This is a genomic window from Stakelama sediminis, assembly GCF_014199335.1.
Classification (GTDB): Bacteria; Pseudomonadota; Alphaproteobacteria; order Sphingomonadales; family Sphingomonadaceae; genus Sphingomonas; species Sphingomonas sediminis.
The window spans coordinates 405,792-424,816 of sequence record NZ_JACIJI010000002.1; the positions used below are offsets into that span (position 1 = coordinate 405,792).

The following is a 19,025-nucleotide window of genomic DNA, read 5'->3' on the forward strand; positions in this document are numbered from 1 at the left end:
CGCCTCATCCTTTTTTCCGCAACCGCGAGAAGACGCTTGGTCGACCTGTCGCAATATCTGCCGATCCTCCTGTTTCTGGGGGTGGCGCTTATCCTTTCGGTGGCATTTGTCGTGTTGCCGATGATCGTTGCCCGCCTCACCGGCGCGCATAAGCCCAATCCGGAGAAGCTGTCCGAATATGAATGCGGATTTCCCGCATTTGAAGATCCGCGCAATCAGTTCGACGTGCGTTTCTATCTGGTCGCCATTCTCTTCATCGTCTTCGATCTCGAAGCGGCCTTCCTCTACCCCTGGGCGGTCAGCGTTTTCGATATCGGCTGGACCGCCTGGATTTCGATGATGATCTTCATTGCCGAGCTTGCGCTTGGCCTTGCCTATGCCTGGAAAGTGGGAGCGTTGGAGTGGGAGTAGAACTGAGTCCCCCCGCACCGGGAACCGCGCCCGATCAGCAGTTCTTCAACGACCTGAACGGGGAACTGACGGACAAGGGTTTTCTGGTCACCTCGACCGAGGAACTGTTTCACTGGGCGCGTACCGGCAGTCTGTGGTGGATGACGTTCGGCCTCGCCTGCTGCGCGGTCGAAATGATTCACGTCAATATGCCGCGCTATGACATGGAACGGTTCGGCGCCGCACCGCGCGCATCGCCGCGCCAGTCGGACGTGATGATCGTCGCAGGCACGCTGTGCAACAAGATGGCGCCGGCGCTGCGGCGGGTATACGACCAGATGTCGGACCCGAAATACGTCATCTCGATGGGTAGCTGCGCCAATGGCGGCGGTTATTATCACTACAGCTATTCGGTGGTGCGTGGGTGCGACCGGATCGTGCCGGTCGACATTTATGTGCCGGGCTGTCCGCCGACCGCGGAAGCGCTGCTGTACGGCGTGATGCAGTTGCAGCGGAAAATTCGTCGTTCGGGGAGTATCGAACGGTGAGGGCGCCTGCTCCGAAATATACCGCCAATGACGGCGTAATCGCGACGGCGCAGGCTGCGCTGGGCGATATGCTGGTTGAGGCTGTCGACAAGGTGGGCGAAGTCTCGCTGACCGTCGATCGCGACCGGCTGGTCGAGGCGATGACGGCGCTGCGCGATGATCCCATGCTGCAATATCAGCAGCTTATGGAAATTGCGGGTGTCGATTATCCCGAGCGCGAAGAACGGTTCGACGTTTGCTATCACTTGCTGAGCGTAACGAAGAACCACCGCATCCGCGTGCGCGTGATGACGGACGAGGAAAAGCCGGTGCCGTCGGTGACGGGCATCTGGCCGGTGGCGGGCTGGCTGGAGCGCGAAGTGTACGACATGTACGGCGTGCTGTTTTCCGGCAACCCGGATCTGCGCCGCATCCTGACCGATTACGGCTTTCGCGGCCATCCGCAGCGCAAGGACTTTCCGCTCACCGGCTATGTCGAGCTGCGCTATTCGGAAGAGGCGAAGCGCGTTGTCTATGAGCCGGTCGAACTGGCGCAGGATTTCCGCACCTTTGATTTCATGAGTCCATGGGAAGGTGCGAAATACGTCCTGCCCGGCGATGAAAAGGGGGGCGAACCGGAAGCCAAGGGTGCGCCGACGCCGCTCAAGGCGGATGAGATTAAAAAAACGGACGACGCCAAGGCAGAAGCCGATACATCGAAGCCCAAATCGACCGACAGCCCGAAGGAATCGGGTGCCGGTCAGTCGCATCCGGGCAACCAGCCTGAAGAAAAGCCCGGCAGCCCCGACGTGGCGCCGGGCAAGGGGCAGAATCAATGACCGATTATATCGAAGAGGTTCTGCACAATCGCGAGGCACAGGAAACTGGGTCAGGCGATGTGGAAATTCAGAACTATACGATCAACTTCGGACCGCAGCATCCGGCCGCGCACGGTGTGCTCCGGCTTGTCATGGAGCTGGACGGCGAGATTATCGAGCGGCTCGACCCGCATGTCGGCCTGCTCCATCGCGGCACCGAAAAGCTGATCGAATACAAGACCTATGCGCAGGCGCTCCCCTATATGGATCGCCTCGACTATTGCTCGCCGCTGTGCATGGAGCACAGCTATGTGCTGGCGGTCGAAAAGCTGCTCGATCTGGAAGTGCCGCTGCGTGCGCAATATTTGCGCGTGTTCTTTGCGGAACTGACGCGCATCTGCAATCACATGCTGAACCTGGGTTCGCATGTGATGGATGTGGGCGCGATGACGCCGAACCTGTGGATGTTCGAAATCCGCGAAGACTGTCTGAATTTTTTTGAGCGGGCTTCCGGTGCGCGGATGCACTCCAACTATTTCCGCGTCGGCGGGGTGCATCAGGATGTGCCGCTGAAGCTGCTCACCGACATTGCCGACTGGCTCGATACGCGCCTGCCGAAACTGTTCGGCGATGCAATCAGTCTGGTCGCGGAAAACCGCATCTTCAAACAGCGTAATGTCGATATTGCGGTGGTCAGTCGTGAAGATGCGCTTGCCTGGGGCTTTTCGGGGCCGATGATCCGTGCCGCCGGTATTCCCTGGGATCTGCGTAAGTCGCAGCCATATGACGTCTATGACCGGATGGAATTCGACATTCCCGTCGGCACACGGGGCGATTGCTATGATCGCTTCATGGTTCGTGTCGAGGAAGTCTATCAGTCGGCGCGCATTATGAAACAGTGTCTGGCCGAAATGCCCGAAGGCCCGATCATGACTACCGATCGCAAGGTCGGCCCGCCCAAACGCGGCGAGATGAAACAGTCGATGGAAGCGCTGATCCACCACTTCAAGCTCTATACCGAAGGCTATCATGTGCCCGCCGGGGAAGTGTATGTTGGCACCGAAAGCCCCAAGGGCGAGTTCGGCATCTACATGGTCTCGGACGGGTCGAACAAACCTTATCGCTGCAAGATCCGTCCGACGGCGTTCTCGCATTTGCAGGCCGCCGATTTCATGTCGAAGGGCCATATGCTCGCCGACACCACCGCTATCTTGGGTGCGATGGATATCGTGTTCGGGGAGTGTGACCGGTGAACATATCCAATCGCAAACTGACAATTATCGCTGTGGCGGCATTCGCAGCAACGGCAGGGGCCGCAATGGCAATTCTGTTTCCCTCGCATGGCAGTGACCAGACACATCATGGTCTGGATTTCATCCCGATTGCCGCGGCACTGGTAGCGATTTTCGCAGCCCGCAAACACCGCGCTGCCGGAACGGAGAGGTCAACCAATGGCCGCTAAAACCATCCCCGATACGCCGGAAATCCGCGAGCGCTGGGGCGCTTTTGCGTGGACCGAGGACAATGCCGCCAAGGCGAAGGAAGTGCTGTCGCGCTATCCCGAGGGGCGGCAGCAGTCGTGCACTATTCCCTTTCTCGACCTCGCCCAGCGTCAGGTCGGTGCGGAAACCGATACGCAAGGGTGGCTGCCCATCCCGGTGATCGAATTCGTCGCGCGCGAACTGGATCTGCCCTATGTCCGCGTGCTGGAGGTCGCGACCTTCTACACGATGTTCAACCTGAACCCGGTCGGCAAATATCATGTGCAGGTATGCGGCACGACGCCGTGCTGGCTGCGCGGGTCCGACGATGTGTTCGCGGCGTGCAAGAACAAGGGGCTTTCGAAGGGGCATACGACGCCCGACGGCCTGTTCACGCTGACCGAGGTCGAGTGCATGGGCAATTGCGCCAATGCACCGATGGTGCAGATCAACGACGATAATTACGAAGATCTGGATTACGACACCACAAGCGCGATCCTGCAGGCGCTGGCAGAGGGTAAGCAGCCCAGGCCGGGGCCGCAGGTCGATCGTCAGACCTCTGCACCGGAGGGCGGACCGACCAGCCTGACGGCGATGATCGACGAAAACCACGACTATCGGAAGGAATGGGCATCGTGAATCTGCTGATCGCCCTTGCGATCGGAATTCTCGCGATCGTGCTGCTGGTGCTGGTCATCAAGATCGCACTCGGCCTGATCGTGATCGCTGTCGGCCTTGCGCTGGCGGTGTTTGCCTATTTCATCCTCGAAAAGCTTATTGGGAAAGGGCGCTAGATGCTCGCCGACAAGGACCGCATCTTCACCAATGTCTATGGCTTTCAGCCCTGGACGATCGACGCCGCGATGAAGCGGGGCGACTGGGACAATACCAAGGCGCTGATCGAGATCGGTAACGACACGATCATCGACCGTATCAAGGCTTCGGGCCTGCGCGGGCGCGGCGGTGCGGGTTTCCCCACCGGCGTCAAATGGGGCTTCATGCCCAAGGAGCCGAAGCCCGAACGGCCGAACTTCCTCGTCATCAACGCCGATGAATCCGAACCCGGTTCATGCAAGGACCGCGAGATCATCCGGCACGATCCCCACAAGCTGCTCGAAGGAGCGCTGATTGCGGGTTTCGCGATGCGTGCGCGGGCTGCGTACATCTATATTCGCGGTGAATATATTCGCGAAGCCGAAGTGCTGTTCGCAGCCATTGCCGAAGCCTATGACAAGGGCTTTCTCGGCAAGAATGCCTGCGGTTCAGGTTATGATTTCGATGTCTTCTGCCATCGTGGTGCCGGCGCCTATATCTGCGGCGAAGAAACCGCGATGCTCGAAAGCCTGGAGGGCAAGAAGGGGCAGCCGCGCCTGAAGCCGCCGTTCCCGGCCGGAGCGGGTCTGTATGGCTGCCCGACCACGGTCAACAATGTCGAATCGATTGCGGTGGTGCCGACGATCCTGCGCCGTTCGCCGGAATGGTTTGCAGGCTTCGGGCGCGAAAACAACAAGGGCACCAAGCTCTTCCAGATTTCGGGCCATGTCGAAAAACCGTGCGTCGTCGAAGAGGCGATGAGCATTCCCTTCCGCGAACTGATCGAAAAACATTGCGGTGGGATTCGCGGCGGCTGGGACAATCTGCTTGCGGTCATTCCCGGCGGATCGTCGGTCCCGCTGGTCCCGGCCAAGCAGATCATGGACTGTCCGATGGATTTCGACGGGCTGAAGGAACTCGGCTCGGGGCTGGGCACGGCGGCGGTCATCGTCATGGATAAGTCGACCGACATTGTTCAGGCGATCAGCCGGATCAGCTATTTCTACAAACATGAAAGCTGCGGTCAGTGCACGCCGTGCCGCGAAGGCACCGGCTGGATGTGGCGGGTGATGGAGCGGCTGCGCACCGGCGACGCCGATATTTCCGAAATCGACACGCTGTTCGAAGTCACGAAGCAGGTTGAGGGTCACACCATCTGCGCGCTCGGCGACGCGGCCGCCTGGCCGATCCAGGGCCTGATCCGACATTTCCGTCCCGAACTCGAACGCCGGATCATGGAAAAGAACGGCGGTGGCGACACCCCGATGATGGAGGCCGCGGAGTGAGGTACTCGGTTCTGGTTGTTTCTGCACTATGCGGTTTGTCCGCAACAGCACTTGTTGCGTATCCGGTAAAGGCTGCTGCGCTGGCGACGACACCCGCTGCGTTGAAAGCAATTTATCAGTTCGGTGGCTGCGTGGCCGATCACAGCCGCGAGAAAGCGTCTGCCGCTCTCAAACTTGATTTTCGTACAGGGGCATATTCGCGCGCGTTGCATGTGCTTGCGAAAAACAATGTCGATTGCAGCCGCGATGCAAAGTGGTTCAAGGTTCGGTCCAGTTCGCTTTTCTTCGCCGGTGCGTTGGCGGAAAAGTTACTGAGCGAAGGTCCGGATTCACTCGACTCGCGGTTGACGCACGCCGCCGAAGGGCCACCGACACAGCCGCGCAGTAATTTCGATGCGATGGCGATCTGCATTGTGCGCTCCTCCCCCGATGGCGTGAGCACACTTTTCCGATCTGCCGTCGCTTCGGCCGAAGAAAAGCATGCGTTAGCTGCGCTTCAGCCAACAATTAACGCCTGCCATAAATTTGCCCCCAGAATTGATGCGTCGGATGCAGCAATGCGCGCTGTGCTGGCAACGGCCGCCTATCGCGTCGTCAATGGCGAAGCGCCAAACGGTAAGGCAGCATAGGTCATGCAGACGCAAATGTTTAAGGGTTCGAACAAGAGGGTCGCCGCCCGAAAGACCGGCGCGACGGAGCTTTACCAATATGCCTAAAGTCAAAGTCGATGGTGTGGAGATTGAGGTGCCTCAGGGCGCCACCGTGCTGCAGGCGTGCGAGCTTGCCGGCAAGGAAATCCCGCGCTTCTGCTATCATGAGCGCCTGTCGATCGCGGGCAATTGCCGGATGTGTCTGGTCGAGGTGAAGCCCGGACCGCCCAAGCCGCAGGCTTCGTGCGCGCTTCCGGCCGCCGATAATCAGGAAATCCGCACCGACAGCCCGATGGTCAAGAAGGCGCGCGAGGGGGTGATGGAGTTCCTGCTCATCAACCACCCGCTCGATTGCCCGATCTGCGATCAGGGCGGCGAATGCGACCTGCAGGACCAGTCGATGGCCTATGGCCGCGGCCATTCGCGCTATACCGAGAACAAGCGCGCGGTGACCGAAAAATATATGGGACCGATCGTCAAGACGGTGATGACGCGCTGCATCCAATGCACGCGATGCGTCCGGTTTGCCGAGGAAGTTGCGGGTGTCGAGGAAATCGGCGCGATCTATCGCGGCGAGGACATGCAGATCACCAGCTATCTGGAAGAAGCTGTGACCAGCGAGCTTTCAGGCAATGTCGTCGATCTGTGCCCGGTCGGCGCACTGACCAGCAAACCCTATTCGTTCGAAGCGCGTCCGTGGGAACTCAACAAGACGCTGGCGATCGACGTGATGGATGCCGTCGGCACCAATATCCGGCTCGACAGCCGGGGCCGTCAGGTGCTGCGTGCGCTGCCCCGCATCAATGAGGACGTCAATGAGGAATGGGCGACCGACAAAACCCGCCATGCGGTCGACGGTCTGGTGCGTCGTCGTCTCGACAAGCCCTATGTGCGCCGTGACGGCAAGCTGGTGCCCGCGACCTGGGAAGAAGCGTTCGACGCCATCGCCGCAGTGAATGCCGGTTCGAGCGTTGCTGCGATTGCGGGCGATCTGGTCGATTGCGAGACGATGTTCGCTGCCAAGGCGCTGGTCGGGGCAATGGGATCGTCGCTGCTCGAAGGGCGTCAGACCGGAATGGATTATGACGTCACCAATCTGGCGGCGGTCAATTTCAACACCACTATTGCGGGTGCCGAAGAAGCCGATGTGGTGCTACTGGTTGGCACCAATCTACGCTGGGAAGCGCCGCTGGTGAACACCCGCATTCGCAAGGCGGTGCGCAAGCATGGCGCGAAAGTGTTCGGCATCGGTCCCGAAACCGATCTGACTTACAAGACCGAATGGCTGGGCGACGATCTCGCGCTGCTCGGCAAGCTGCCCAAGGAAGTCGCGGAAGCGTTCGACAAGGCCGAAAAGCCGATGGTGATCGTCGGTGGCGCGGCGCTGAAGGGTGGCCATGGCGCGGCACTCAATCTGGTCAAGTCGCTCAATCTGGTGCGCGACGGCTGGAACGGGTTCAACGTCCTGCATTTCTCTGCCGCACGGATGGGCGGACTGATGCTCGGCTATGCGCAGCCGGGCGGGATTGCCGATATCGTTGCCGCCAGGCCGAAACTGGCCTTCTTCCTGGGCGCCGACGAGGTGGATTTCTCGACCTTTGCCGATACGTTCAAGGTGTTCATCGGCCACCATGGCGACAAGGGCGCGCATGCGGCGGACGTCATCCTGCCGGGCGCGAGCTATGCCGAAAAACCCGGCACCTATGTCAATCTGGAAGGTCGCGTCCAGCGCGGTGACCGTGCGGTGTTCGCTCCGGGCGATGCGCGCGAGGACTGGACGATCCTGCGCGCGCTGTCCGAAAAGCTGGGTCACACCCTGCCGTTCGATACGTTTGCGGAACTACGCGCGGCGATGGCCGGAGACGCACCTGCACTGGCGCACGAAGGTCTGGCGAATTTCGACTGGAATCCACCCGCACTTGATGCCAAGGGGTCGGGTACCGTGACCTATCCGATTTCCGACTTTTACCTCACCAACGCCATTTGCCGCGCCAGCCCGACAATGCAGCGCTGCTCGGCCGAACTGGTGCATGGCCAGGACTTTGCGGAGGCTGCCGAATAATGATCGCATTCTTCCAATCCTGGGGCATGTCCTATGACTGGGCATGGTTCATCGCGACGATCATCGGCATTCTGGTAATCGCGCTGCCGGTAATGCTGGCGGTGGCGATGATCATTTATGCCGACCGCAAGATCTGGGCGGCGATGGCGCTGCGCCGCGGCCCGAACGTCGTTGGCCCTCTGGGCCTGTTGCAGAGCTTTGCTGATGGCCTGAAGGTCTTTTTGCAGGAAACGATCGTCCCGACCAGCGCCAATAAGGGGCTGTTCCTGCTCGCGCCGATCATCACCTTTACGGTGGCGCTGATCGTCTGGGCGGTGATCCCGTTCCAGGCTGGCGTGGTGCTGTCGAACATCAATGTCGGCCTGCTCTACGTGCTCGCGGCGTCGTCGCTGGGCGTGTACGGCATTATCCTCGCTGGCTGGGCATCCAACTCGAAATATCCGTTCTACTCGGCCATTCGCGCGGCCGCGCAGATGGTCAGCTATGAAGTCTCTATCGGTTTCGTGCTGATCTCGGTGGTGTTGTGGGCCGGATCTTTCAACATGACCCACATCGTCGAGATGCAGACCAATGTCTGGAATTTCCGCTGGCTGCCGGTCAACGGGTTTGCGTTCAACCCGCTGCTGTTCCCGATGGCGGTGGTGTTCTTCATCTCCTCGCTGGCGGAGACGCAACGCGCGCCGTTCGACCTGACCGAGGCGGAATCGGAACTGGTCGCAGGCTATCAGACCGAATATTCTTCGATGGCGTTCGCACTCTACTGGCTGGGCGAATATGCCAATGTCATCCTGATGTGTGCGTTGAACGCGATCCTGTTCTGGGGGGGCTATCTGCCGCCGTTCGACTGGGGATGGATGTATCACGTTCCCGGCATTATCTGGCTGCTTGCCAAGATGTGCTTCTTCTTCTTCGTATTCAGTTGGGTGAAGGCCACCGTTCCCCGCTACCGCTACGATCAGCTGATGCGGCTGGGCTGGAAAATCTTCCTGCCGTTGTCGCTGCTGTTCGTGTTCCTGGTGTCGGGCTATCTGATGCTTACCCGTTATGGAGTTGCCGCATGAGTGCAGCGCAATTCGTTCGCACCTGGACCCTGTGGGAGTTCGTCAAGGCGCATTTGCTGACCTTGAAATATTTCTTCAAGGCAAAGGCGACGATCAACTATCCGTTCGAGCATAATCCGGTCAGCCCGCGGTTTCGCGGCGAGCACGCGCTGCGCCGCTATCCCAATGGCGAGGAACGCTGCATCGCGTGCAAGCTGTGTGAGGCAATCTGCCCGGCGCTGGCGATCACCATCGAGGCGGAACCGCGCGATGACGGCTCCCGGCGCACCACGCGGTACGACATCGACATGACCAAGTGCATTTATTGCGGTCTGTGTCAGGAAGCGTGCCCGGTGGATGCGATTGTCGAAGGGCCAAATTACGAATTCGCAACCGAAACGCGTGAGGAGCTGATCTATCACAAGGATAAGCTTCTTGAGAACGGCGACCGCTGGGAACGCGCCATTGCCGCAAACCTTGCCGCCGATGCGCCGTACCGCTAAGCCGCAGCCAACTTCCGGGGACTTCCTGATTCCGTGATCCAAGCAATCGCCTTTTACCTCTTTGCGATCGTCGTGCTGGTATCGGCCGCCATGACGATTTCCTCCCGCAACCCGGTGCACTCCGTGCTCTGGCTGATCCTGGCGTTTTTCAACGCGGCGGGGCTGATGGTGCTGGTCGGCGCCGAGTTCATCGCGATGCTGCTCGTAATCGTCTATGTCGGCGCGGTCGCGGTGCTGTTTCTGTTCGTGGTGATGATGCTCGACATCGACTTTACCGAACTGCGCGCCGGGTTCGTCCGTTATTTCTGGATCGGGTTCGCGCTGGCTCTGGCGCTGGTCAGCGAAATCATCATCGCCGTAAAGGCCTGGTCGGTTGGCGGCATCGACATCGCCAACCGCGTCGCGCCGGTCAATCCGGATGTGCCGAATATTCAGGCGATCGGCCATCTGCTCTACACCCGCTATCTGTTCGTGTTCGAAGGGGCAGGGCTGGTACTGCTGGTCGCGATGATCGGCGCAATCGTGCTGACCATGCGCCATCGTCCGGATGCGCGCAAACAACGCATCCATGCGCAGGTGTCTCGCCGCGCCAAGGATGCCATTCGTAAAGTAGATGCGCCCGTCGGGCAGGGGGTCGAGCTGTGATCGGTCTGGTTCACTATCTGGTCGTATCGGCCATCCTGTTCACCATGGGGGTGCTGGGCATCTTCGCCAATCGCAAGAACCTGATCGTCATTCTGATGGCGATTGAGCTGATCCTGCTTGCGGTCAACCTGAACCTCGTCGCCTTTTCGGCGTATCTGCACGATCTGGTCGGGCAGGTGTTCGCGATGTTCGTATTGACGGTGGCGGCCGGTGAGGCGGCGATCGGGCTGGCGATCCTGGTGATCTATTTCCGTGGCCGGGGTTCAATCTCGGTCGATGATGTCAACCGGATGAAGGGGTGAATGGTGGTTGTCGCGACGCATAGGGAGCGTGGGCTAGCGTGATCCAGCTTATTGTATTCCTGCCACTGCTTGCCGCTGCATTTGCGGGGCTGAGCAACCGGGCCTTTGGCACCACGCTGCCTAAGCTGGTGACGACAGGCGCGTTGTTCATCGCCTGCGTGCTGAGCTGGCTGACCTTCATTCCATTTCTGGAAGGAACGGCGACGTCGCATGTCGCGCCGGTCCTCAACTGGATGCAGTCCGGTTCGCTGGACGTCGCATGGCAGTTGCGTGTCGACACGCTGACGGCGGTGATGCTGGTGGTGGTGACCACCGTTTCCGCGCTCGTTCATCTGTATAGCTGGGGCTATATGGACGAAGACCCGGATCAGCCGCGCTTCTTCGCCTATCTGTCACTGTTCAGCTTTGCGATGCTGATGCTGGTGACGGCTAATAACCTGATCCAGATGTTCTTCGGCTGGGAAGGTGTGGGTCTTGCCTCCTACCTGCTGATCGGTTTCTGGTTCCGCAAGCCCAGCGCCAATGCCGCGGCGATCAAGGCATTCGTCGTCAACCGCGTCGGCGACCTTGGCTTCATGCTCGGCATTTTCGGCACCTTCCTGGTGTTCGGCACGGTGTCGATCCCCGACATTCTGGCGGCCGCACCGCATATGGCTGGGTCGACCATCGGCTTCCTGTGGTTCCGCGCCGATACGACGACCGTGCTCTGCCTGCTGCTGTTCATCGGCGCGATGGGTAAGTCGGCACAGATCGGTCTGCACACCTGGTTGCCGGACGCGATGGAAGGTCCGACCCCGGTTTCCGCGCTGATCCACGCCGCGACCATGGTGACGGCGGGCGTATTCATGGTCTGCCGCCTGTCGCCGCTGTTTGAAACCAGCCATACCGCCATGGCGTTCGTGACCGCGATCGGTGCCATCACCTGCTTCTTCGCCGCGACGATCGGTACGGTGCAGCGCGATATCAAGCGCGTGATCGCGTATTCGACCTGTTCGCAGCTTGGGTACATGTTCTTCGCCGCCGGTGTCGGTGCCTATGGCACGGCGATGTTCCACCTGATGACCCACGCCTTCTTCAAGGCGCTGTTGTTCCTGTCCGCCGGTTCGGTGATCCATGCGATGCATCATGAACAGGACATGCGTTATTATGGCGGTTTGCGGAAGCATATCCCCGTGACCTTCTGGGCGATGATGGCGGGCACGCTGGCGATTACCGGCGTCGGCATCTTCGGCATCGGTTTTGCTGGCTATTATTCCAAGGATGCGATCATCGAGAGCGCCTATGCGGCGGGTCCGGGTGGCTATTTCGCCTATTGGATGGGCGTGATCGCCGCGTTGCTGACCAGCTTCTATTCCTGGCGCCTGATGTTCCTGACCTTCTGGGGCAAGCCGCGCTGGGAACAGTCGGAGCATATTCAGCACGCATTGCACGATGCGCATGGCCACGGCCATGACCATGACCATGCTGGTCACGATCATCATGACGCGCCGGAAGGCACGGGTGGATACAAGCCGCATGAAAGCCCGGTCGTCATGCTGATTCCGCTGATCGTGCTGTCGATCGGTGCGGTGTTCGCGGGTGCCGCGTTCCATCACTTCTTCAGCGATCCGGGCGCAGGGGAGCGCTTCTGGAAGGGTAGCCTCTTCTTCAACGAGCATCTGGCACACGCGACGGAAGAAATTCCGGCCTGGGCGAAATATGGTGCGACGGCGGCGATGCTGCTGGGCCTGATCCCCGCATGGTTCGCCTATATCCGCTCGACCGATCTTCCGGCGAAGTTCGCGGATCAGTGGCGGGTGCTTTACCTGTTCCTGCTCAACAAATGGTATTTCGACGAACTCTATAACTGGCTGTTCGTCCGTCCCGCCTTTGCCATCGGCCGTCTGCTGTGGAAGCGCGGGGACGAGGGCACGATCGATCGCTTCGGACCAAATGGTTCGGCTGCGATCGTCGCGCTGGGCAGCCGGATCGCGGGGCGTCTGCAATCGGGATATGTATATAGCTATGCTTTTGTCATGTTGATCGGGCTTACCGCCGCGATCACCTGGGTCATCGCGGGTTGAGGGCGGGCAGATGAACGGTTTTCCCATCCTCTCGATCATGCTGCTCGTGCCCGCCGTGGCGGCGATCGGCTGTCTGTTCCTCGATGCCAGGGGCGCACGCTGGCTGGCGCTGATCGCAACGCTGATCGATCTCGTGCTGGGCATCGTGCTCTGGACGAATTTCGATATCGGCGGCGCGCAGTGGCAGTTCGTCGAACATTCGAATGCACTGTTTGGCACCTTTACCTGGTCGCTCGGCATCGACGGCTTCGCGCTGATGCTGATTATGCTGTCGGTGTTCCTGATGCCTATCTGTATAGGCGCGAGCTGGGAATCGATTACCGAGCGCGTACCCGAATATATGGCAGCGTTCCTTGCCACCGAAGTATTGATGATCGGCACCTTCGCGGCCCAGGATCTGTTCCTGTTCTACATCTTCTTCGAAGGCGGCCTGATCCCGATGTATCTGATCATCGGCATCTGGGGCGGCCCGAACCGGATTTACGCCAGCTATAAATTCTTCCTCTACACGTTGCTCGGATCGGTGCTGATGCTGATCGCGATGCTGTGGATGGCGCATCAGGCAGGCACGACCTACATTCCGGACCTCATGAACCACAATTTCCCGGTTCATGCGCAAACCTGGCTATGGCTGGCATTCTTCGCTTCGTTTGCGGTGAAGATGCCGATGTGGCCGGTACATACCTGGCTTCCCGACGCGCACGTTCAGGCGCCGACGGCGGGTTCGGTCATTCTGGCAGGTGTGTTGCTGAAACTCGGCGGATACGGGTTCCTGCGCTTTTCGCTGCCGATGTTCCCGGAGGCGTCGTCGCATCTGATCTGGCTGATCTTCGGTCTGTCGGCGGTGGCGGTGATCTACACCTCGCTGGTCGCGCTGGTGCAGCAGGATATGAAAAAGCTGATTGCCTATTCATCCATTGCGCACATGGCCATCGTCACCATCGGTCTGTTCGCCTTCAACCAGCAGGGTATCGAAGGCGGGATGATGGTGATGCTGGGCCATGGTCTGGTGTCAGGCGCGCTGTTTCTGTGCGTCGGCGTGATCTATGACCGGCTGCATACGCGAGAGATTGACCGCTATGGCGGCCTTGCCATCAACATGCCGCGTTATGCCGTGCTGTTCCTGCTGTTCACCATGGCCTCGATCGGCCTGCCGGGCACCAGCAACTTTGTCGGCGAACTGCTCAGCCTGATGGGCACCTATCAGGTATCGACCTGGATCACGCTGCTGTGCACGACCGGGATCATTCTGGGCGCTGCCTATATGCTGTATCTCTATCGCCGTGTCGTGTTCGGCGATCTGACCAAGGACGATGTGAAGGCGATGCCTGATCTGTCGATGCGCGAAATAGCGCTGCTCGTGCCGATCGCGGCTGTTGTATTGTGGATGGGCGTCTATCCCGAAAGCTTCCTTGCGCCGATGCGTCAGGATGCGAAAATTCTGGTGGCTCGCGTCGACCGAGCCAAACCGGTCGGCGACTCACAGCCCACACCGGGTAATCCGCAGGCAATGGCGGACCATGCCATGGCCGCTGCTCATGGGGAGGCGCACTGATGTCTTATGCGTCTCAACTGATGATGACCCTGCCAGAGGTGATCCTGTCGATCGGCGCGATCGTGCTGATGCTGGTCGCCGCGTGGGGCGGTAAGGGCAGCGCGCGCGCAATCGGATGGGTGTCGGTCGCGCTGCTGATCGGCGCGGGCATTTCCCTGATCGGTCCTGCTACCGGTGGTGGTCATGCCTTTTATGGCCTGTACCGTGCGGATGCGTTCAGCGGTTTTGCCAAACTGCTGATCTATATCGGTGCCGCGGTGTCGATCATCATGGCCCCCGATTATTTCCAGCGTACCGCCGGCGATGATATGCGCCCCGAATATCCGGTGCTGATCCTGCTTGCAGCGGTCGGCATGGGCGTGATGGTGTCGGCAAGCGACTTGCTGATGCTCTATGTCGGTCTCGAACTGCAAAGCCTTGCGGCTTATGTGCTTGCGGCATTCATGCGGCAGGACAATCGTTCGGCGGAAGCGGGCCTGAAATATTTTGTGCTGGGTGCACTGGCGAGCGGCATCCTGCTCTATGGCATCAGTCTGGTATACGGCTTTACCGGCACCACGCTGTTTGACGTGATCGCCAGCCGCTATGCCGCAGGGCCATCAATGGGTCTGTTGTTCGGGCTGGTGTTCGTATTCGCCGGACTGGCGTTCAAGATCTCGGCGGTGCCGTTCCACATGTGGACGCCTGACGTCTATGAAGGCGCACCGACGCCGGTCACCGCCTTCTTCGCCACCGCACCGAAGGTCGCCGCGATGGGGCTGGCCGTGCGGGTTGCGATCGAGGCCATGGGTCCGGCTGTGGACCAGTGGCGGCAGATCGTGATCTTTGCCGCGCTTGCTTCGATCATCCTCGGCGCCGTCGGTGCCATCGGTCAGAGCAACATCAAACGCCTGCTTGCCTATTCTTCGATCAACAATGTCGGCTTTATGCTGATCGGGCTGGCCGCCGGAACCGCGCAGGGCGTGGCATCGGTGCTGATCTATCTGACGATTTACGTCGCGATGACGCTGGGCAGCTTCCTGATCGTCCTGCAGATGCGCCGGGAAGACGGCAGTTTCGTCGAAACGATCGAGAGCCTGTCGGGCATGTCGCGGACTCGCCCCGGTCTGGCGCTGGCACTGGCGATGTTCATGTTCAGCCTCGCCGGTGTACCGCCGCTCTTCGGTTTCTATGCCAAGTTCGCGGTATTCTCGGCAGCGGTAAATGCCGGTTTCTATCCCCTGGCCGCAGTCGGTATCGCCGCTTCGGTGATCGGTGCCTATTACTATCTGCGCATCGTCAAGGTGATGTATTTCGACGATCCGGCACCGTCTTTCGTTCCGGTGTCCAATCGATTGGAGGGTGGCCTGATCGCCTTGTCGGCACTGTTCATCTCCCCGCTCGGATATCTGCTGATTCCGGCGATTTCGGGGTGGGCGACGGTCGCGGCAAGGGCGTTGTTCTGACCATCGCTATCCGTTCGGTTGCTGAAACCGGCTCAACCAATGCCGATGTGATTGCGCTGGCCGCAGCAGGAGCCGCCGAAGGCTTCTGGCTGCGGGCCGACCGACAAACGGGAGGCAGAGGTCGTCAGGGACGGCAATGGGAGTCGCCCAGCGGAAATTTGTACGCCAGCACGCTGGTCCGCCTTCGCCCGACCGACCCGCCCGCGCCGACACTGGGATTGATGGCAGCGGTCGCGCTGGAAGAGACGCTGGCGGTGTTTCTCGGAGAAGGCCGTGCGACCATCAAATGGCCGAACGATCTTTTGATTGATGGAGCGAAGCTGTCGGGAATCCTGCTTGAACGCAGCGGCTATGCCGTGGTGATCGGCTTCGGCGTCAACCTTGCCCATTACCCGCAAGGGCTGGAACGCCCGGCAACCAGCCTTTCCGCACAGGGCGTGGCAATCGAGCCGCAACCGTTCCTTGAAGTGCTGGCCGAGATGGTGGAACGCTGGGTTCGGCGGTGGCGTGACGAAGGACTTCCACCGGTTCGCGAGCGCTGGCTTGCCCATGCCCATGCAAAGGGCAGTGCGTTAAACGTGCGCCAGTCGGATGGAAGCATGATCGAGGGGCTGTTTGACGGGCTGGACCATAGCGGTGCGCTGATCCTGCGCTTGGCCGACGGCTCGCGGCATGTCATGCATACCGGTGACGTGTTTCTGATCTGAAGCTTTCAAGAAGGAGAGGGCAGTGCTGCTCGCCATCGATGCCGGCAACACCAATATCGTCTTCGCGCTGATTGATGACTGCGACACGATCCGCACGCGCTGGCGCATCACCACCGATCCGCGCAGAACGGCGGACGAATACGCCGTGTGGCTCAGCCAGTTGCTGGCGCTGGAGGGGTTCTCGCGCTCGGACGTCAGCCATGTGGTCATCGGCACGGTGGTGCCGCGCGCCCTCCACAATCTTCAGGTGCTGGCGCGCAAATATTTCGATTCCGAACCGGTGATAGCGGGCGTGGGCGGATGGGGCTTCTCGCTGGATGTCGACGAGCCGCAGAGTCTGGGCGCCGATCGTGCACTCAACATGATTGCAGCGCATGCCAACCATGCAGGCGACCTGATCATCATCGATTTCGGGACCGCAACAACGTTCGACCTGATCGATTATCACGGTGCCTATAAAGGGGGGATCATCGCGCCCGGCATCAACCTGTCGCTCGATGCGCTGGTCAGTGCGGCCGCGAAACTGCCGCGCATTGCCATCGAAGCTCCAGCCGACCCCAGTGTCGTCGGGCGTAATACCGTCGATCAGATGCACATAGGCATCTATTGGGGCTATATCGGCATGATTGAGGGGCTTGTCGCACGGATGAAGGCAGAGGCCGGCCGTCCGGTCAAGGTGATTGCCACAGGCGGGCTTGCCATCCTGTTCGAAAAGCATACCGATGTGTTCGATACGATAGAGCAGGATCTGACCATTCAGGGGCTGGCCATGTGGTGGAAGAAATTTCGATAAGCGGACCGGCAACGGCGCATAACAAACAGGAAAACAGTGACTCCAGCGAATGAATTGATCTTTGTCGCGCTCGGCGGTTCGGGCGAGATTGGCATGAACGTCAACCTTTATGGTTGTCAGGGCAAATGGGTGATGGTCGATTGCGGCATCACCTTTGCCGACCCCTATTATCCCGGCGTGGATGTCGTACTGCCGGACCTGCGCTTTATCGAGGAGCGTCTCGACGATCTGCTCGGGATCGTGCTGACGCATGGGCATGAGGATCATATCGGCGCGCTGCCCTATTTCGCCGCCGATCTTGGCGTACCTCTCTACGCCACGCCGTTCACTGCCGGACTGATCCGCGGTAAGCTGGAAGAGGAAGGCATTGCCGATCAGGTCGAACTGAACGTTATCGAGAATGAGGGCAGTTTCGATCTGGGGCCGTTCGGCTTTCGCTATGTCCCGCTCGCGCATTCGATTCCTGAGGGCAATGCGCTGATGATCGAAACCCCCTACGGCAATATCTTTCATACCGGCGACTGGAAGCTGGATGAGGAACCGCTATTGGGCGCGCCCTCGACGGCTGAGGAGTTGCGCGCCATCGGCGATGAAGGCGTGCTGGCACTGGTGTGCGATTCCACCAATGTCTTCAATGAAAAGGCGTCCGGGTCGGAAGGCGAAGTCCGAACCGGGCTGGATGAAGTGATTTCCCAGGCCGAAAACCGGGTGCTGGTGACGACTTTCGCTTCCAATGCCGCGCGATTGAAGACGCTTGGAGAGGTCGCGGTCGACACCGGACGGCAACTCTGTGTCGCCGGGCGCTCGCTCGAACGTATCCTTCGCGTGGCAAAGGCGAGCGGTTATCTGCGCGACTTTCCGCAAACCATCGATTTCGACACCGCCATGCGCCTGCCGCGCGGGAAAGTGATGATCGTCGCGACCGGCGGGCAGGGTGAGCCGCGCGCCGCCCTGTCGCGCGTCGCCGACGGGACGCATCCGATCAAGCTGGACGCGGGCGACCTGGTTGTCTTCTCTTCGAAGCAAATCCCCGGCAACGAAATGGCGATTGGCCGTATTCAGAACATGCTGGCATCAAAGGGGGTGCAGATGGTCACCGACCGTCAGGCCTTTGTGCATGTGTCGGGACATCCCGGCAGACCGGAACTGGCGGAAATGTATAGCTGGATTCGGCCTGAGATCCTGCTGCCGGTGCATGGTGAATTCCGCCACATGGCCGAACAGGCCCGGTTTGGACTGGCACAGGGCATCCCCGGTGCAGTGGTGCAGTCGAACGGCGACATCATCCGCCTCGCCCCCGGCACGCCGGAGCGGGTCGGCCATGCGGAGTCCGGAAGGCTGGTGCTTGACGGTGACGTCATCCTGCCCGCCGATGGCGCAACGCTGAACGAACGGCGCAAGCTTTCGATCAACGGACAGATTTCAGTGGCCGTAGCCCTCGATCCCGATGGATCGCTGATCGGAACGCCGCAAATCCGCCTGTCGGGCGTACCGGTGGAGGAAGAACGTCAGGCCTTTATCGACGAAGCTACCGCAGCGGCAGCGCAGGCAGTGGCTGACAAGGACGCTCCCGACGAAGCGATGCGCGAAGCGGTACGCCTTGCCGTGCGGAGAACGGCCACCCGCTGGACGGGTAAAAAGCCGGTGGTCGATGTGCTGATCGTCCCTGTCTGATGCCATGAATATCGCCAGCGCCGTCGCGATATTCTTTCTGTTCTGGGTGCTGTCGGCACTGATCGTCCTGCCGTTCATCAACGCCAGCGAAAAACGTGACGCCGACTCCCCGCTCGTGCCGGGGCAAGCCGACAGTGCGCCCGGACGCTTTCCGGTCGGCCGCATCCTGCTGCGCGCAACGATATTGGCGGTCGTTCTATATGCGATTTTCGCGCTGAATTATGAATTCGGCTGGGTAACGGCCAACATGCTGGACTATTACCACTAAGCG

General features: G+C 60.1%; 20 protein-coding genes. All 20 read left to right on the top strand.

Features of this window, described 5'->3' with window-relative positions; translation table 11 throughout:
* Positions 1-36: 36 nt before the first annotated feature.
* The 20 genes from FHR23_RS08405 to FHR23_RS08505 all read left to right on the top strand — a co-directional run bounded on the left by FHR23_RS08405 (position 37) and on the right by FHR23_RS08505 (position 19,022).
* Complete coding sequence (locus tag FHR23_RS08405) at positions 37-411, top strand: NADH-quinone oxidoreductase subunit A (RefSeq protein WP_184002805.1); 375 nt, start codon at positions 37-39, stop codon at positions 409-411.
* Positions 402-938 (top strand): NADH-quinone oxidoreductase subunit NuoB, encoded by a 537-nt coding sequence (locus tag FHR23_RS08410; protein ID WP_184002807.1) that lies wholly within the window; start codon positions 402-404, stop codon positions 936-938. Before FHR23_RS08405 ends, FHR23_RS08410 begins: the two co-directional genes overlap by 10 nt.
* Positions 935-1,756: an NADH-quinone oxidoreductase subunit C gene (locus FHR23_RS08415; protein ID WP_184002809.1), complete on the top strand. Its 822-nt coding sequence runs from the start codon at positions 935-937 to the stop codon at positions 1,754-1,756. Before FHR23_RS08410 ends, FHR23_RS08415 begins: the two co-directional genes overlap by 4 nt.
* Complete coding sequence (locus FHR23_RS08420) at positions 1,753-2,988, top strand: NADH-quinone oxidoreductase subunit D (RefSeq protein WP_184002811.1); 1,236 nt, start codon at positions 1,753-1,755, stop codon at positions 2,986-2,988. The genes FHR23_RS08415 and FHR23_RS08420 overlap by 4 nt, the downstream gene beginning before the upstream one ends.
* Positions 2,989-3,186: 198 nt before the next feature.
* The gene (locus FHR23_RS08430) at positions 3,187-3,855 is read left to right on the top strand and encodes a complex I 24 kDa subunit family protein (RefSeq protein WP_184002815.1); all 669 of its coding nucleotides are present in this window, start codon (positions 3,187-3,189) and stop codon (positions 3,853-3,855) included.
* Positions 3,852-4,010 carry a hypothetical protein gene (locus FHR23_RS08435; RefSeq protein ID WP_184003327.1) on the top strand — a complete coding sequence of 53 codons (159 nt, stop codon included), beginning with the start codon at positions 3,852-3,854 and terminating at the stop codon, positions 4,008-4,010. The genes FHR23_RS08430 and FHR23_RS08435 overlap by 4 nt, the downstream gene beginning before the upstream one ends.
* Complete coding sequence (gene nuoF / locus FHR23_RS08440; RefSeq protein ID WP_184002817.1) at positions 4,011-5,315, top strand: NADH-quinone oxidoreductase subunit NuoF; 1,305 nt, start codon at positions 4,011-4,013, stop codon at positions 5,313-5,315.
* Positions 5,316-5,350: 35 nt separating this feature from the next.
* The gene (locus tag FHR23_RS08445; RefSeq protein ID WP_221227431.1) at positions 5,351-5,944 is read left to right on the top strand and encodes a hypothetical protein; all 594 of its coding nucleotides are present in this window, start codon (positions 5,351-5,353) and stop codon (positions 5,942-5,944) included.
* Between the two features lie 79 nt (positions 5,945-6,023).
* A complete protein-coding gene (nuoG, locus tag FHR23_RS08450) occupies positions 6,024-8,027 on the top strand; it encodes an NADH-quinone oxidoreductase subunit NuoG (RefSeq protein ID WP_184002821.1) in 2,004 nt (667 codons plus the stop codon).
* A complete protein-coding gene (gene nuoH, locus FHR23_RS08455) occupies positions 8,027-9,088 on the top strand; it encodes an NADH-quinone oxidoreductase subunit NuoH (RefSeq protein ID WP_184002823.1) in 1,062 nt (353 codons plus the stop codon). The genes nuoG and nuoH overlap by 1 nt, the downstream gene beginning before the upstream one ends.
* Positions 9,085-9,570, top strand: a complete 486-nt coding sequence (gene nuoI, locus FHR23_RS08460; RefSeq protein WP_184002825.1) for an NADH-quinone oxidoreductase subunit NuoI — start codon at positions 9,085-9,087, stop codon at positions 9,568-9,570. Before nuoH ends, nuoI begins: the two co-directional genes overlap by 4 nt.
* Before the next feature lie 33 nt (positions 9,571-9,603).
* Positions 9,604-10,215, top strand: a complete 612-nt coding sequence (locus FHR23_RS08465; protein ID WP_184002827.1) for an NADH-quinone oxidoreductase subunit J — start codon at positions 9,604-9,606, stop codon at positions 10,213-10,215.
* A complete protein-coding gene (gene nuoK / locus FHR23_RS08470) occupies positions 10,212-10,517 on the top strand; it encodes an NADH-quinone oxidoreductase subunit NuoK (RefSeq protein WP_184002829.1) in 306 nt (101 codons plus the stop codon). Before FHR23_RS08465 ends, nuoK begins: the two co-directional genes overlap by 4 nt.
* Before the next feature lie 38 nt (positions 10,518-10,555).
* The gene (gene nuoL / locus FHR23_RS08475; protein ID WP_184002831.1) at positions 10,556-12,580 is read left to right on the top strand and encodes an NADH-quinone oxidoreductase subunit L; all 2,025 of its coding nucleotides are present in this window, start codon (positions 10,556-10,558) and stop codon (positions 12,578-12,580) included.
* 10 nt (positions 12,581-12,590) lie between these two features.
* A complete protein-coding gene (locus tag FHR23_RS08480) occupies positions 12,591-14,135 on the top strand; it encodes an NADH-quinone oxidoreductase subunit M (protein WP_184002833.1) in 1,545 nt (514 codons plus the stop codon).
* Positions 14,135-15,580 carry an NADH-quinone oxidoreductase subunit NuoN gene (nuoN, locus tag FHR23_RS08485; protein ID WP_184002835.1) on the top strand — a complete coding sequence of 482 codons (1,446 nt, stop codon included), beginning with the start codon at positions 14,135-14,137 and terminating at the stop codon, positions 15,578-15,580. Before FHR23_RS08480 ends, nuoN begins: the two co-directional genes overlap by 1 nt.
* A 2-nt stretch (positions 15,581-15,582) precedes the next feature.
* Positions 15,583-16,287: a biotin--[acetyl-CoA-carboxylase] ligase gene (locus tag FHR23_RS08490; protein WP_184003268.1), complete on the top strand. Its 705-nt coding sequence runs from the start codon at positions 15,583-15,585 to the stop codon at positions 16,285-16,287.
* Positions 16,288-16,309: 22 nt separating this feature from the next.
* Positions 16,310-17,080 carry a type III pantothenate kinase gene (locus FHR23_RS08495; RefSeq protein ID WP_184002837.1) on the top strand — a complete coding sequence of 257 codons (771 nt, stop codon included), beginning with the start codon at positions 16,310-16,312 and terminating at the stop codon, positions 17,078-17,080.
* Between the two features lie 36 nt (positions 17,081-17,116).
* Entirely contained in the window at positions 17,117-18,754 is a 1,638-nt protein-coding gene (locus FHR23_RS08500; protein WP_184002839.1) for an MBL fold metallo-hydrolase, read from the top strand.
* 4 nt (positions 18,755-18,758) lie between these two features.
* Entirely contained in the window at positions 18,759-19,022 is a 264-nt protein-coding gene (locus tag FHR23_RS08505; protein ID WP_184002841.1) for a DUF1467 family protein, read from the top strand.
* Positions 19,023-19,025 lie beyond the last annotated feature (3 nt).

Coding starts and splice junctions, on each gene's coding strand:
- FHR23_RS08420 (WP_184002811.1), top strand. CDS start 1,753: ATGACCGATTATATCGAAGAGGTTCTGCACAATCGCGAGGCACAGGAA.
- FHR23_RS08430 (WP_184002815.1), top strand. CDS start 3,187: ATGGCCGCTAAAACCATCCCCGATACGCCGGAAATCCGCGAGCGCTGG.
- nuoF (WP_184002817.1), top strand. CDS start 4,011: ATGCTCGCCGACAAGGACCGCATCTTCACCAATGTCTATGGCTTTCAG.
- nuoG (WP_184002821.1), top strand. CDS start 6,024: ATGCCTAAAGTCAAAGTCGATGGTGTGGAGATTGAGGTGCCTCAGGGC.
- nuoH (WP_184002823.1), top strand. CDS start 8,027: ATGATCGCATTCTTCCAATCCTGGGGCATGTCCTATGACTGGGCATGG.
- nuoI (WP_184002825.1), top strand. CDS start 9,085: ATGAGTGCAGCGCAATTCGTTCGCACCTGGACCCTGTGGGAGTTCGTC.
- FHR23_RS08480 (WP_184002833.1), top strand. CDS start 12,591: ATGAACGGTTTTCCCATCCTCTCGATCATGCTGCTCGTGCCCGCCGTG.
- nuoN (WP_184002835.1), top strand. CDS start 14,135: ATGTCTTATGCGTCTCAACTGATGATGACCCTGCCAGAGGTGATCCTG.
- FHR23_RS08505 (WP_184002841.1), top strand. CDS start 18,759: ATGAATATCGCCAGCGCCGTCGCGATATTCTTTCTGTTCTGGGTGCTG.